The 14,629-nt window shown below is 66.0% G+C and carries 7 protein-coding genes; 6 read left to right on the top strand and 1 reads right to left on the bottom strand.

Annotated elements, in window-relative coordinates; all coding sequences use genetic code 11:
* The first annotated feature begins 16 nt into the window (after positions 1–16).
* Both GDJ97_RS02600 and rlmD read left to right on the top strand, forming a co-directional pair.
* Positions 17–889, top strand: a complete 873-nt coding sequence (locus GDJ97_RS02600; RefSeq protein WP_152069656.1) for a phosphatase — start codon at positions 17–19, stop codon at positions 887–889.
* A 39-nt stretch (positions 890–928) separates the two neighbouring features.
* A complete protein-coding gene (rlmD, locus tag GDJ97_RS02595) occupies positions 929–2,197 on the top strand; it encodes a 23S rRNA (uracil(1939)-C(5))-methyltransferase RlmD (protein ID WP_152069655.1) in 1,269 nt (422 codons plus the stop codon).
* Between the two features lie 109 nt (positions 2,198–2,306).
* On the opposite strand, the gene GDJ97_RS02590 is transcribed toward rlmD, so the two are convergent.
* Positions 2,307–6,857, bottom strand: a complete 4,551-nt coding sequence (locus GDJ97_RS02590) for a hypothetical protein (RefSeq protein WP_152069654.1) — start codon at positions 6,855–6,857, stop codon at positions 2,307–2,309.
* A gap of 424 nt (positions 6,858–7,281) precedes the next feature.
* On the opposite strand from GDJ97_RS02590, the gene GDJ97_RS02585 reads away from it, so the two are divergent.
* The 4 genes from GDJ97_RS02585 (at position 7,282) to GDJ97_RS02570 (ending at position 14,463) form a co-directional block, all read left to right on the top strand.
* Positions 7,282–9,954, top strand: a complete 2,673-nt coding sequence (locus GDJ97_RS02585; protein WP_152069653.1) for an ABC transporter ATP-binding protein/permease — start codon at positions 7,282–7,284, stop codon at positions 9,952–9,954.
* Between the two features lie 436 nt (positions 9,955–10,390).
* On the top strand, positions 10,391–12,451 hold the full coding sequence (locus GDJ97_RS02580) for a translation factor GTPase family protein (RefSeq protein WP_152069652.1): 2,061 nt from the start codon (positions 10,391–10,393) through the stop codon (positions 12,449–12,451).
* 297 nt (positions 12,452–12,748) lie between these two features.
* Entirely contained in the window at positions 12,749–13,138 is a 390-nt protein-coding gene (locus GDJ97_RS02575) for a helix-turn-helix domain-containing protein (RefSeq protein WP_193221279.1), read from the top strand.
* 140 nt (positions 13,139–13,278) lie between these two features.
* A complete protein-coding gene (locus GDJ97_RS02570; RefSeq protein WP_152069650.1) occupies positions 13,279–14,463 on the top strand; it encodes an FprA family A-type flavoprotein in 1,185 nt (394 codons plus the stop codon).
* Positions 14,464–14,629 lie beyond the last annotated feature (166 nt).

The following is a 14,629-nucleotide window of genomic DNA, read 5'->3' as shown; positions in this document are numbered from 1 at the left end:
GAGGGGCTTCGGCACCATGTACCAGATCAAGGGCGATATGCACACGCATACGCTGTACTCGCGTCATGCATACTCGACCATTCAGGAGAACGTCACGGCGGCCGCCGAGCAAGGGCTCGAGATGCTCGGTTCCGCCGACCATTTTGGCGATATGCTCTTCACCGAGCGCGACATCCGTACCTTCCAATTCTTTCTGAACGTGGGCATCTGGCCGCGTCGGTGGAAGGGCGTGGCGCTGTTCCGCGCCTGCGAAGCCGACATCCTCACCCTGCGCGGCGACCTCTACGGGCAGGACACGCCTTCGCCCGTGAGCATCGTGGGGCGCGCGTACAAGAAGGACCGGAGCCTCTTCGACCGCGTGACGGACAATCTGGACTACGTGGTGGCGAGCGTGCACAACGCCGGATTCACCGAGGGCGCCAGCACGGTGCAGGCCACGGAGATGTACCTGCGCGCGCTGGAGCAGCCCAAGGTGTTCATCATCGGTCATCCGGGGCGCTCGGGCGTGACCTTCGATATCGACGAGGTGCTCAAGCACGCCAAGGAGCTGCACAAGCTCATCGAGCTGAACGAGCACAGCCTGAACAGCGACCCGCACGGCGCGCACCAAAAGGCATGCCGCAAGGTCGCTGAGCGCTGCGCGGAGCTGGGCGTGGGCGTGACGCTCTCCACGGACGCGCATATCTGCACCGACGTCGGGCGCTTCCCCGTGCTCACGAGCTTTCTGGAGGAGATTCACTTTCCCCAGGAGCTCATCGTCAACCGCAGCCTGGAGGCGTTCGTGGGTGAGCTTGCCGCGAGCGGCGTGGCCGACCTGCGCGACGAGATGCTGGGCGCCGGCAGCGAGACGACTGACCTTGGTCGCGACTCGCTCGACCAAGAGAGCTAGGGCCGGGTGGGGCGGCATCCTTCCGGTAAAATTGCCGGCATGAGAGATTTCAAGAACCGGGGGCGCGGAGTCGCGCCGAGGCCGGCAAAGACGGACGGGCCCTGCCCCGTCATGCGCGCTTGCGGCGGCTGCGCGTGGTTGGGCCTGCCCTATAAGAAGCAGCTTGCGCGCAAGCAGGCTGCCATGGAGGAGCTGTTCGCCCCGCTTTTGCGGCGGATGGGCGATGGCGCTTCCATCGACCCGATCGTCGGCATGGGCGGTACGGGCGAGGCGGGGGAGAAGCTGCCGAGTCCGCGGGCGTTCCGTTATAAAGCGGTCACGCCCTTCGCTCCCGGTCCGCGCGGGACGGTGCAGTGCGGGTTCTTCGCGCGCGGCACGCACCGCATCGTCCCGGTGGGGGATTGCTGCGTTGAGGCTCCCGGTGCGCGTCGCCTGCTCAACGAGGTGGCGCGTGCCGCCGAGGCGTGTCGGGTTCCCGCGTACGACGAGGACGCTCGGCGCGGGCTTTTGCGCTACGCGGTGCTGCGCCTGGGGTGGAAGACGAACGAGGGGCTGCTTACGCTCGTGACCGCGCGTCGGGAGATTCCCCGCTACCGGGAGTTCGTCGAGCGGCTACGGCAGATCGACCCGCGCATCACCACCATCGCGCAGAACATGAACGGGCGCGTGACCAACGCCATCCTCGGAACCGAGACCCATGTGCTCTGGGGTGCGCCCCGCATGCGCGATGAGTTGCTGGGCTGCACGTTCGAGATCTCGCCCACGGCGTTCTACCAGACTAATCCTCAGCAGACCGAGGCGCTCTACCAGCTCGCCATCGACGGCATGGAGCTGGGCGACGGCGACGTGCTGCTGGATGCGTACTGCGGGAGCGGGACCATTGGGCTCTGCGCGGCGCATGAGGCGGCTGCGGCGGGAAGGCGTGTGCGGCTGCTGGGCGTTGAGCGGAACCCCGCCGGCATCCAGGACGCCGAGCGCAATGCGGCGCTGAACGGCCTGGAGGACGACGCGCGCTTTGTTGCGCAGGACGCCACCGCCTATATGCGTCGAGCGGCGGAGCGCGGCGAGCGCGTGGACGTGCTGTCCATGGACCCGCCGCGCGCGGGCTCCACGCCCGAGTTCCTTGCCGCGGCGGTGGCGCTGGCGCCCCGGCGCATCGTCTACATCAGCTGTAACCCCGAAACGCAGGCGCGCGATCTGGAGCAGCTTGCGCGCGACGGTTACCGGCTTGAGCGCCTGACGCCGGTGGACATGTTCCCGCACACCACCCACGTGGAGACCGTGGCGGCGCTCGCGCGGGAACGCTAACGGGCGATTGGGAGGATCCCTGCCCCGTTCCCAGGCGTGTGCATAAGAAAAAGGGCCGCGACGGAACGATCCGTCGCGGCCCTTGCGCCATCGGGAGTCGGTGAACCGCTTACGCGCTCTTGGAGCGGCGGTACAGGATGGCGGCGAACACGAGGCCGAGCAGGCCCACACCGCCCATGGCAAGGGCGAAAGTGGGCAGGCTGGAGACCGCCTCATCGGCGTTCAGCGAGGTCTTGGCGATGGTGCCGACGGCGGCATCCGAAACCTCGCTTCCATCGGCATCCGTGTTGGAGGTTGCGGCCGGGCCGGCGGAAGCCGTGGTGTCGGCCTCAGCGTTCTCATCGGCCTTCTTGCCCGTCGCGGCCTGCGGTTTGGGCGTCTCATGCGCGGCGGGCCGCTTCTTCGGGTCGTCCTGCGCCTTCGGCTGCTCCTCTCCCTTGGACTCCTCGTTCTTGTCTTCCTCGGGAACCGGTGCGGGCGTGATTGGGTCCTTGCCGCCGTTCTCGCGCTTAACCCCGCCCTGCGTCACGGCACCCAGGAAGGACCAGTTCACGGAGTCGTTGGCGGACACCTGGTACAGGGTGAGCGCCTGCAGGGCCTGGACCGTGGGCATCGGCTCGGCCTTTCCACCCTTCAGGTGCGAGAAGCCGTTGCCGCTCACCTGATAGGAAGCGAGGGCCGTCACCACGCTGTGGGAGGCGTTGGCAAAGCCGACAGCCTCGCTTGCGGGGTCGAGGTCGAGTGCCAGCAGGGCGAGCAGTACCTGGGCGTTGGACTCGGCGGAACCGAAGTCGCAGGTGCCCGCGCTCATCTGGGTGCGCAGCCACGCGAGTGCGGCGTCCACGGCGCTCTGCACGGCGCTATCGCTCGCGTAGTAGGGGGCGAGCGCCTGGATGGCCATGGCGGTCATGTCGACGCTGCCGTTGCTCTCCGCGCGCGCATCCGTCAGGCCGGCGGTCACCGCGTCCACGAGCTTCCCGCGCGTCCATGCGCTCCCAGCGGCGGGCGTCGCCCCGGCCTCGTCGATCATCAGGAGTGCGTAGACGAGCTCGTTGTAGGTACGGCCTAGGTTCGGGTTGTTGCACACGGTGGCCACCAGGTCGGTACCGTCGAAGCTGGTGATGTCCTTACCCAGGGCGGCGAGCGCCAGGCCCACGCGCTCGGTCTCGGTGGGGGTGCCCAGCCACGTGGCGCGGGTGCTCTTGGCCGAGGCGACGTAGCGGTCGAGCATGGCCTGAGGAATGGTGCGGCCGGCCTTCAGGAAGGAGTAGAGCTCCCACTCCTGCAGGTACTGATAGGAATCCTCATAGCGCGTGGCATCCAGGTAGCGCGCGGCGCTTTCCAGGCCGGTCTGAGCGACCTGCTCGGTCTTGGGGGCGGGCGCCACGCCGGTGACGGTGATCGTCACGGTGACGGGCTGGGCGCCGCCGGTCTGATCGATGGGCGTGCCGGTGGCCACCACGGTGCCGGCCTTGAGCGCCGTCACCGTGTAGTTGCCGGTTGCCAGGAAGAGGCCGTCGTCGGGGGCGCCGGTCTGGTGCTTCCAGGCTCCGCCGTCTGTGGGGTCGATGCTCACCACGCCATCGGTGCTGTAGGTCCAGGTGAGGCCCGGCTCGGAAACGCTGTAGCCCTCGCTATCGCGCTTACCGGTGTATGCGAGGTCGAGCGCGGCGCTCTTGCCCGCCTTGAGGGAGAGCTTGCTGGTCTTGGCCTTCACGCTCTTGAGCGGGTTCTGGTAGGCGTAGGTCACATTCACCGAGGCGCTCAGCTGCGTGCCGTTCGCATCCGTATCGGGCAGCGTGGCGGTGAAGGTGGTGGTGCCGGCCTTATAGGGCGTGAAGCCGATATCCCCGCTCGTCGTGTACGCGGCTACGGCGGGATTGCTCGAGGTGACGGTGAAGTTGCCGCGGTTGCTCGCGTTGTCCGGCGTCACGACGGGGCTCGCCTTATCCGTGAGGAACGCGAGTCCCTTGGTGGAGAGCGGGTTGCGCCCGTGCAGCAGGATGGTCTTGCCGTCCGCGGCGTATCCCATCTGGATGCTCGTGGCGGCGACGGGCGTGGAGGTGACGGTCACGCTCTTGGTGCCGGCATTAGCCCACGAACGGGAGCTCACGGAGATCTTGGCGGTGCCGGTGCGCTTGAACGAGAAGCACGCCGAGTAGGTATTGCTGTAGAGGATGCTCGGGTCGCTGCCCTGGAACACGAAGCGCGTGAAGCTCGCCGGCACGTACTCGCCGGCGGCGCTGCCCGTGTAGTGGACGCGGACCTCGAGGTTGCGCACCTCGGAACCGGCGACGCTGATCTGGCCATCGGTCACGTTCTCGCCGTTGTACCAGATCTGGAAATCATCGATAGGCTGCGACTTGGCACGGATCACGACGGTCGCCGCGGTACGCTCGGAACCATCGGCCAGGTGCTCGGTGGCCGTGACGGTGCCGGTTGCGTTGTCGTAGAGGTAGAGCTGGCCGGTCGTCTCGTTGACGCCGATGTTGCCCTTGTTGGCGTCCCCGGTGCTCCAGGTGATGGAGCTGCCCTTGGCCACGCCGGAGAGCGACAGCGTGCCGATGGACCGGTCGGCGGCCACGTCGTCCGGGGAGAGCTCGAGGGTGTGGTCGGCGAGCGTGGTCTTGGTGCCGTTGTTGGCGGTGAAGGTCACGGCGTAGAGGTTGTCGGCGAGGGTGTCCCCGGGAGCCTCGTAGCCCTGGTCGGCGCCGAAGATGAGGCTGCCAGCGGTGTCGCGGCCCCAGCTCGTGCCGAAGGCGCCGCGGTTGGCGTTCAGCAGCTCGACGAAGCCCGCCGTCTTGGCGTCCTCGGCCGAGACGGCGAAGGAGTTGACGAGCGCGCTCGCCGGGAAGCTCGTCTGATTGGGCAGGTCATCTTGCCAGTAGGTGTTGACCAGGCGCCCGGAGGCGTACGTGGCGAAGAGCGGGGCGCCCACCTTGGTGCCGCGGGCGGCGCTCCAGCAGTTGGAGACCACGCCGCCGGCGAGCGTGCGTGCAAAGCCGGCGATGTTGTCGCCCGTGACGCTCGTGCTGCAATTGATGATGGCACCGGAAACCGTGATGCCAAAGGGGCCCTGGGCCAGCTTGTTGCCGCTCTCGTAGACCATCTCGCCGGTGACGTTCAGGTTCTGCACCACGCCGGTGGCGCCGATGCCGGCAAAGAGCTTGGCGCCCGCGCCCGCGTTCTTGAAGGTGATGGTGTGGCCCTGACCGTCGAACGTGCCGTTCAGGGTGACGAGGCCGCCCATGAAGAAGCCGAAGTCGCCACCGTCGACGACGATGTCGTTATCGAGCACGTAGTAGGCATCGGCGCTCGCGGTGAGCTTGTCCTCCAGGTCGCCCTGGGTGGAGAGGTGGATGACGCTCTCGGGCTGCTGCACCGGGGCCGTGGGCTTCTTTTTGACGAGCGCCGCCTGCGCGGCGGTGAGCGCCTGGGCCGCTGCGTTCACGTCGTCCTGCGTGGCGCCGGTATCCTTCAGCACCGTCTGGGCGTTCGCGAGCGCGTTGGCGAAGGCGCTCCAACCGGCGGTCTCGTAATCGGTCTCGTTCAGCGCGGTCGCCGCGGCAACGGCCGCCTTGAGGGCGTCCTTGTTGACGACGACGGGCGCGGAGTCGCTCGTGAGCTGCGGATAGCCGCCCGTGAGCGTCCAGGAGAAGCCGGTCTTGGGAGCGTTGGCGTTCAGGATGTCCGTGGCTGCGGAGGTCTTGAGCTCGCCGGCGGAGAGCCGCTTGTTGTTCTGCTTCACAAGCGAGCCGTATCCCACGGAGACCTCGCTGTCGCCCACGGTGAAGACGTTGTTCTCCACGGTTCCGGTAGAGCCCTCGCCCACGATGCCGCCGCTCATCATGGCGGTGATCGCGCCGGCAAAGTACGAGTTGCGCACGGTGCCGCCCTCGAGCTTGCCCACCAGGCCGCCGACCTCGCCTGACCAACCACTTAGATTGAGGCTCGCGCTCGACCAGCACATCTGGATGGTGCCCGAGAGCGAGACGGCGAGGGAGCCAAGGTAGTCCTCGCTCGCGATGGTGCCGGCGCTCGTGACGCCGAGGTTCTGGATGGTGCCGGAGACCTGGTTCGCGAGCGGCTTGTTGGCGAGGGTGATGGTGTGGCCCGCGCCGTCGAGCGTACCGGCCACGGACTCGATCTGCTGGTCCGTCGCCAGGGTGATGTCGGCGCCGAGCGTGACGGTGGCCCCGGCCTCGATGGTCTGGGGCAGCTCATCGGCGCTCGTGACGGTGAGATGCTCGCCTGCGCGCGCGGTGCGGGTTGCCGGCTGTGCCTGGGCGGTGGTGCCGGCTGCCGGCGCGTCGGCTGCCGTCGTATCGGACGCTGCCGCGTCACGCTGCGTCGCGTCCTCCTGCGGGGTGGACGCCGTGCCGTTTGCGGTGCCAGCGTCGGACGTCTCATCCGCGGCTGCGCCGGCGCCCTTCTGCTCGGCCGCGCTGCCGGATTCAGCCTCGGTGGCGTCGCCCTTCGCGCTCGTGGCGGCGTCAGTGGTCGTCTCCGCCGTCTTTTCGCCCGCAGCCTCCTGTGCCGCGGCGGTTGCCTGCCCGATCTCCTCGGCAAGCGCCATGGTGCCCGAGCCGGACCAGGCGAACACGATCGCCATGGCCCAGACCAGGGCTTTTCTCAACCAGGTGTGAACGTTGTGCTTCATACGCCCTTTCCCCTTCACGTCCCGCCGAGGCGTCGGCGGTTACCTTTCCTGCCTGTCGCGTGGGGAGACCAGAGCGCATCGCGGGCGTGTGCGCCCCAAAACGATGCTGCGCGCGCCGTGGTTGCCGGAGTTCAGCGGCACCCGCAGCGTTCTCGTTCCTCACGAGGGGGCGTGGACAGGCGATCTGACTTGCCGGCGTGCCTGGCACCGACTCACAGTAACTGCCTTGTTCGGGATTCCCACCCGATTCTCCTGTAGCCGCGCGTTCGCGCACCACACCCCGGCTTCTGTACCGTACCATTGTATAGAGGAATACGCCCACGCGGGCGATTATCTCCCGCTTTGCCGGGTAGGATAGCCGCGTCGAATTCGAACCGGTTGACGCGCGGCCAATGCCCGCCCGCGCGATAGGATGGAGCCCCCTATGCTCGAGCTCAAAGGAATCACCAAAGACTACCCTTCGGGGGACACCGTGGTCCATGCGCTGAAGGGCATCTCCGTTGCCTTTCGCGACCAGGAGTTCGTGAGCATCCTCGGCCAGTCCGGCTGCGGTAAGACCACGCTCTTGAATATCATCGGCGGGCTCGACCACTACACGCGCGGCGACCTCATCATCAACGGCCGCTCCACCAAGAGCTACCAAGATCGCGACTGGGATACGTATCGCAACCACTCGGTGGGCTTCGTGTTCCAGAGCTACAACCTCATCCCGCACCAGAGCGTCATCGCCAACGTGGAGATGGCGCTCCTGCTCTCGGGAGCGCCCAGGGCGGACCGTCGCGCCCGCGCCGCGGCGGCGCTCGCGCAGGTCGGCCTGGCCGAGCAGATGCACAAGCGGCCCAACCAGCTCTCGGGCGGGCAGATGCAGCGCGTGGCCATCGCGCGCGCCATCGTCAACGACCCCGAGATCATCTTGGCGGACGAGCCGACCGGCGCGCTCGATACCGAGACCTCGGTGGAGGTCATGGAGATCCTGAAGCGCCTGAGCCGGGACCGCTTGGTCATCATGGTCACGCACAACCCACAGCTCGCCGAGGAGTATTCCGACCGCATCGTGCGCATCCGCGACGGCGAGGTGACGAGCGATTCGCGTCCCGTGGACGCCGAGGCGGAGTCGCTCACGCCCGAGCAGATCCAGGAGCACGCCGTGGCCGACGCCCGCAAGGGCAAGCGCGGCATGAGCTACCTCTCGGCCATCCAGCTCTCATTTAACAACCTCATGACCAAGAAGGGCCGCACGTTCCTCACGGCCTTTGCCGGGTCCATCGGCATCATCGGCATCGCGCTCATCCTCTCGCTCTCAGACGGCGCGCAGAACTACATCGCCGAGACCGAGGAGACCACCATGGGGAGCTATCCCCTCACCATCCAGAAGACCGCCGTGGACATGGCAAGTATGATGTCCGCCATGATGGGCACGGGAGACACCAAGGGCGAGGCGCCCAAGGGGACCGCCGAGAGCAAGAACATCGTCACCGACATGGTGGAGAGCATCGGCGGCGGGGCCACGGAAAACGATATGAAGGCCATCAAGCAATGGCTCGAGACCAATCCCGGCGACATCAGCGACCTGGTGACGGACATCCAATATAACTACAGCACACCGTTGAACGTGTTCAAGGACGATACCTCGGCCGGAGCGGTGCAGGTGAACCCCGCCACGGTGATGAACGCGCTCGGCATCTCCACCTCGGGCTCCACGCAGACGCAGCTCATGAGCTCCATGGCCTCCACGGGACAGGGCTACGACGTGTGGAGCGAGCTGCTCTCGAGCAAGAAGGCCGTGGACCGCGACTGGAAGCTCGTGGACGGTCGCATGCCCCAGGCGTGGAACGAGGTCGTGATAGCGCTCGACGAGCATGGTCGTATCTCGGACTACACGCTCTATGCGCTGGGGATGCTCGACCAATCGGACCTGAAGGGCATGATGCGCAACGTGCTGGCCGGCAAGAAGGTCGAGGGGGCCAAGGAGACCTCGTACTCCTACGACGAGCTCATGAAGCTGGTGTTTCGCCTGGTGCCCGAGAGTTCCAAGTACCAGAAGCAGGCGGACGGCACGTGGAAGGACATGTCGGAGGACGCGGCGTTCATGAAGAGCGCGGTGGCCGCCGGCGAGCAGGTGCACGTGGTGGGCGTGGTGCGCGCCACGGGCGACGCCGGCGCCACGGTGGCCCGCTACGGCGGCGTGCTCTACCCCGCGAGCCTCATGAAGCACATGGTGGAGACGGTGGCGGCGAGCGACGTCGTTGCCGCCCAGAAAGCCGATCCGGGCACGGACATCTTCACAGGCTACCCCTTCTCGGATACGGCGTCTGCCACCATGAGCCTGGACGAGATCGAATCGATGATCGGCATGATGGGTGGCGAGCAGGCTACGCAGGCGCAGGCCTACATCGACCAGATGCGCGCCCAGGGAAGCTCGGATGAGGAGATCGCGGCGGCGTTCTCCAAGCTCATGAGCTCGCAGACCGATGACGCCACCTACGACGGCAACCTGGAGAAGCTGGGCGCGGCGAGCCTGGACGATCCGTCGGTCATCCAGATCTACCCCGTGGATTTCAAGGCAAAGGAGCAGATCGACACCCTGATCGACGACTACAACAAGGACATCAAGGCGGCGGGCGAGGGAAGCGAGATCCAGTACACGGATATCGTGGGCACGCTCATGAGCAGCGTGACCTCCATCGTGAACTCGCTCACCTACATCCTGATCGCGTTCGTGGCCATCAGCTTGGTGGTGAGCTCCATCATGATCGGCATCATCACCTACATCAGCGTGCTCGAGCGCACCAAGGAGATCGGCATCCTACGCGCGATCGGCGCGAGCAAGCGCGACGTGAGTCGGATCTTCACGGCCGAGACGTTCATTACCGGCCTGGTGTCCGGCCTGCTCGGCGTGGGCATCACGGTGCTGCTCGACTTCCCGGTGAACTGGATCATCGAGGCGGTGGCCGGGGTGCGCAACCTGGCGGCGGTGCCCGCCGGCGCCGGGGCGGTGCTCGTGCTCATCAGCGTGGCGCTGGCGCTCGCGGCGGGGCTGGCGCCCAGCCGGATGGCCGCCAAGAAGGACCCGGTGACCGCGCTGCGGACGGAGTAGCCGGAGGCTGGGCCCGGGGTTGTGGGGGAACGAACCTGGTTCTTTTTTTCACCGGTGCCCCCAACTCCGCGCCCGCGTTGTGCGCTGAATGAACCCGCAGCGCCGGCCCGCCGGCGGGCGCGGGCGCAACGAAACGCTGAAACGTAGAGTTATGCGGCCCCCGGCCGAGTAGCCCCCGCGCCGCCACGTACGAAACCCCAGGTCGCGCCACGGCCAGCAGGGCCGCTACTCGTCACCGGCCCCCAAAACTCTCATTTTTAGCGTTTTATCCTCCCAACCGCGCCGCACCATCTACCGCCTGCCCGCCCGCGCATGCCGAATGGACGGATTGCGCCGCGGCGGGCGGGGGTAGGGTGGCCCCATAGGTACAGCGACCGCCCGCATGGCACGAGGAACCAGGTTCGCTTTTGTCCTGCGCGGCAAGAAAGGGGTCACCATGGGCGCACCCAAGACCGGCAACGTAAGGAACGTGGTTCTCGTAGGCCAAGGCGGGGTGGGCAAGACCTCGCTCGCGGAGGCCATGCTCCACCTCTCCGGTAAGACCGCCCGTCTGGGCGGCCACGACGGCACCAAGCCCACCCTCGATACCGACCCCGAGGAGGTCAAGCGCGAGTTCTCCATCTCGACCTCCATCGCGCCCATCGACTGGAAGGACGTTCGCATCAACGTGCTGGACGCCCCCTGCTATCCCGACTTCATCGGCGACGCCTACGCGGCCATGGCCGTGGCGGAGGCGTCGCTCTTCGTGGTGGACGCGGCAGCCGGTCCTCAGCCCACCACCGTCAACCTGTGGTATGCGGCCGAGGACCTGCGCCAGGCCCGCGCCGTCTTCATCAACCGCATCGACAAGCCCGACGCGGACTACGAGACCTGCATGGAGCTGCTCCGCGAGCGCTTTGGCATGCGCCTGGGCGCGGTGACCCTGCCGCTCGGCCAGGGGGACGACTTCAACGGCATCATCGACATCGTGCGCATGAAGGCACGCCATTGCGAGGGCACCAAGCAGACGGAGTCCGAGATTCCCGAGGCGTACCTCGCTCAGGCCCAGGCGGCGCGCGAGACGCTCACCGAGCTCGTGGCCGAGGCCGACGACGACCTGATGGAGAAGTACCTCGAGGGCGAGCCGCTCACCAACGAAGAGGTCGAGGGCCTCATGGCCAAGGCCATCGCAAGCCGTCTCTTCGTGCCCGTGTTCGTGGGAAGCTGCATCAAGGAGCAGGGCGTGAACTCGCTCATGGACGATATCGCCGTCTACTTCCCCGCGCCCACGGGCTTTGGCGAGATGCCGCTCATCGACGGCGACACGCTGCAGATCTCTTCTGAGGACGACCGTCCCGTGGTCTTTGTGTTCAAGACGCTGAACGATGCCCAGCAGGGTCGCCTCTCCTTCATCAAGGTGCTGACGGGCACGATCGAGCCCGGCCAGGAGCTCGTGAACGCGCGCACGCGCAAGGGTGAGCGGCTGGCGCACCTGAACGTCATGTGCGGTCGCGACATGACGGAGGTCGGCCACGCGTACGCGGGCGACATCGTGGTGGTGCCCAAGCTCTCCGCCGAGACGGGCGACACGCTCTCCGTCTCGGGCAAGGTGGAGGCCGCGGCCTTCAAGTTCCCCAACTCGCAGTACCGCATTGCCATCGAGGCCGAGAACCGCGGGGACGAGGAGAAGCTCTTCAGCTTCATCGACAAGGCGTGCCAGGCCGATCCCACCATGAAGATCGAGCGCGACGAGGAGACCGGCCAGACCATCATCTCCGCGGTGGGCGAGGCCCAGGTGTCCGTGCTGCTCAACCGCCTGGAAGACCGCACCAAGGTGGTGGCGCACATCGTGCCGCTGCGCATTCCCTACCGCGAGACCATCCGCCGTGTGGCATCCGCCCAGGGGCGCCATAAGAAGCAGACGGGCGGCGCCGGCCAGTTCGGCGACTGCTACCTGCGCGTGGAGCCGCTCATGGATGACACGGACTACGAGTTCGTGGACGAGGTCGTGGGCGGGCGCATCCCGCGCGCGCTCATCCCGGCTGTGGACCGTGGCGTGCGCGAGACCATGAAGGAGGGCATTATCGCTGGCTACCCGCTCACGGGCATCCGCGTAGCGGTCTACGACGGCAGCTACCATCCCGTCGACTCCAACGAGATGGCGTTCCGCCAGGCGGCGCGCATCGGCCTGCGCAAGGCCTGTGCCGATGCCGATCCGGTGATCCTGGAGCCCATGAAGAACATCACCGTCACCATTCCCGAGAGCTACGCCGGCGCGGTGATGGGCGACGTCTCCGCGAGTCGCGGTCGCGTGACGGGCATGGACACCAACGAGCGCGGCGACACCGTGGTGCAGGCGACCGTGCCCTACGCCGAGCTCACCGACTACGCCACGCGCCTACGCTCGCTCTCGCGCGGTACAGGTGACTTCCAGATGGAGTCCGCCGGCTACGAGCAGGTGCCCTACGACGTTCAGAAGCATCTGATCGAGCTCTACGAGGAGAAGCGCACCAAGTAACGCGGCTGTTGAGAGGCGGTGCCGGGGCCGAAGGCCGGAAGATGGCCTTCGGCCCCCTTTCGTGCGAGCGGGTGCTTGTGAGCTCTTGAGCATATGGGAGGGAGGAAGCGTGCAGAAGGTATAGGCAATACGGACGAGCCTACCCTCTTCTTTTGTGGGTATATGATGTGAGTGAACTGTTGCGCGCGAGTAAGAGGAGAGCTAACGCGCAATATGCGATGTGCGCAGCGCAATATCCATGGTACACTGCATTCTGTTGAAATTCAGACACACCCGTGCTTGATAGAAGTGGTAGATATGGCAAACAAAAGGGCTGTATACGACGCCGAGGTGCGACGCCAGGCGGTGAAGGTCTTGGCAACAGGGGCCGGTCATCGCGCGCTTGCCACGGTTCTCGGTATACCCGAGGCCACCGCTCGCCAGTGGGCGCGTGCCTACGCCGTGGGCGGCGCTGCCTCTGTCATGAACGCAGGCTCTCAGCATCGCATTTATCCGTTTGAGCTCAAGCTCGCGGTGGTGAAGGACCGTTTGGAGAACGGGCTCACGGTGCGCGAGGCCATGATCAAGTATGGCGTGCCGAGCGAATCCTCCGTCAAGACGTGGTGCCGCCATTACCGTGAGCGGGGCGAGACCGCGCTCATCGATAAGCCGCGCGGCCGCAAGCCAAAGCATCCCAAGAACGACTAATGATCCCTCTCGGCCTCGGGCCGATCCGCGGCTTGAAATAGTTCCAAGAGCACCCTCGTCGGGTCGGGAGAGTCTTCCCGTGCCTGGCGAGGGTGCTATGATTCGTGCGGAAAACGTTCTCCCGATCGAAAGGAATACCCATGCTGAACGCGATCGAGATCAGTCCGAAGGTCTGGTGGGTCGGTGGCATCGACTGGAACGAGCGCCTGTTCCACGGCTACACCACCGAGCGCGGCATTACCTACAACGCCTATCTCATCATGGACGAGAAGGTCACGCTCATCGACTGCGCCAAGGCAACCTTCTGCGATGAGTTCCTACAGCGCATCGGTCAGGTAATCGATCCCTCCAAGATCGATGTGGTGATCACCAACCACGTGGAGATGGACCACTCCGGTAGCCTTCCCAAGATTCACGAGATCGCTCCGCATGCCGAGTTCTATGCGAGCGCGCCGGCCGGCGTGGCCGAGATCAAGGCCCATTACGGCTTTGAGGTCAAGGGCGTGAAGACCGGCGACACGCTGAACATCGGCGAGCGCACCCTCACCTTTGTGCAGACGCCCATGGTTCACTGGCCCGACAACATGGTTACCTACTCCGATACCGACCAGATCCTCTTCTCCAACGATGCCTTTGGCCAGCACTACGCCACCACCAAGCGCTTCGACGACGAGAACGACCTGTGCGAGACCATGAAGCAGGCCAAGAAGTACTATGCGAACATCGTGCAGCCCTACGGCCCGCAGGCCTGCAAGGCCCTGGAGGTCGTGAAGGGACTGGACCTCAAGCTGATCGCGCCCAGCCACGGCGTGATCTGGCGCAGCCACATCTCCGATATCCTCGACGCCTATGAGTCTTGGACCACCAACCAGGTGGTGGACAAGGCCGTGGTGGTGTTCGATTCCATGTGGCACTCCACCGAGAAGATGGCGCGCGAGATCACCGACGCGTTCATTGCCGAGGGCATCTCCGCCCAGCTCATCGACCTCAAGGCAACCCACATCTCCGACATCATCCTCTACATGATGGACGCCAAGTACGTGGCGGTGGGTTCGCCGACGCTGAACTCGCAGATGCTACCGAACGTGGCCGCGTTCCTCACCTACATGCGCGGCCTCTCGCCTCGCAACCAGCATCGCATCGGCCTAGCCTTCGGCTCCTACGGCTGGGCGCCGCTCGGCCCCAAGCAGGTATATGCCGAGCTCGAGAACGCGAAGTTCCAGCTGCCCGAGCCCGTCATCACGCAGCAGTGGATTCCCAAGGAGGCCGACCTCACCGCGCTGCAGGCCAAGGTGAAGACGCTGATCGAGTTCGAGGAGAAATAGCTTCCCGGGGCCGTCTTGGAGCGCGTGAGGGCCAGCCCAGACCCCGCCCCGGTCACTGCGGAGTGCCATTTGCGGCGCGGATCGGCCCATAGGCGGAATCGTTGTTGGAAATTGTTCGAATGTCCGTAACATGAGCAGAATGCTTCGAGGCCTCTCGCCGTGCCTC

The organism is Collinsella sp. AK_207A, from assembly GCF_902501965.1.
GTDB lineage: Bacteria > Actinomycetota > Coriobacteriia > Coriobacteriales > Coriobacteriaceae > Collinsella.
Note: the sequence above shows the minus strand (reverse complement) of the source record. Positions and strands in the feature narration are given on the sequence as shown.

Excerpts from the sequence above, each read along its gene's own strand:
- GDJ97_RS02570 (WP_152069650.1), top strand. The coding sequence starts at position 13,279 with ATGCTGAACGCGATCGAGATCAGTCCGAAGGTCTGGTGGGTCGGTGGC.
- rlmD (WP_152069655.1), top strand. The coding sequence starts at position 929 with ATGAGAGATTTCAAGAACCGGGGGCGCGGAGTCGCGCCGAGGCCGGCA.
- GDJ97_RS02580 (WP_152069652.1), top strand. The coding sequence starts at position 10,391 with ATGGGCGCACCCAAGACCGGCAACGTAAGGAACGTGGTTCTCGTAGGC.
- GDJ97_RS02590 (WP_152069654.1), bottom strand. The coding sequence starts at position 6,857 with ATGAAGCACAACGTTCACACCTGGTTGAGAAAAGCCCTGGTCTGGGCC.
- GDJ97_RS02585 (WP_152069653.1), top strand. The coding sequence starts at position 7,282 with ATGCTCGAGCTCAAAGGAATCACCAAAGACTACCCTTCGGGGGACACC.
- GDJ97_RS02575 (WP_193221279.1), top strand. The coding sequence starts at position 12,749 with ATGGCAAACAAAAGGGCTGTATACGACGCCGAGGTGCGACGCCAGGCG.
- GDJ97_RS02600 (WP_152069656.1), top strand. The coding sequence starts at position 17 with ATGTACCAGATCAAGGGCGATATGCACACGCATACGCTGTACTCGCGT.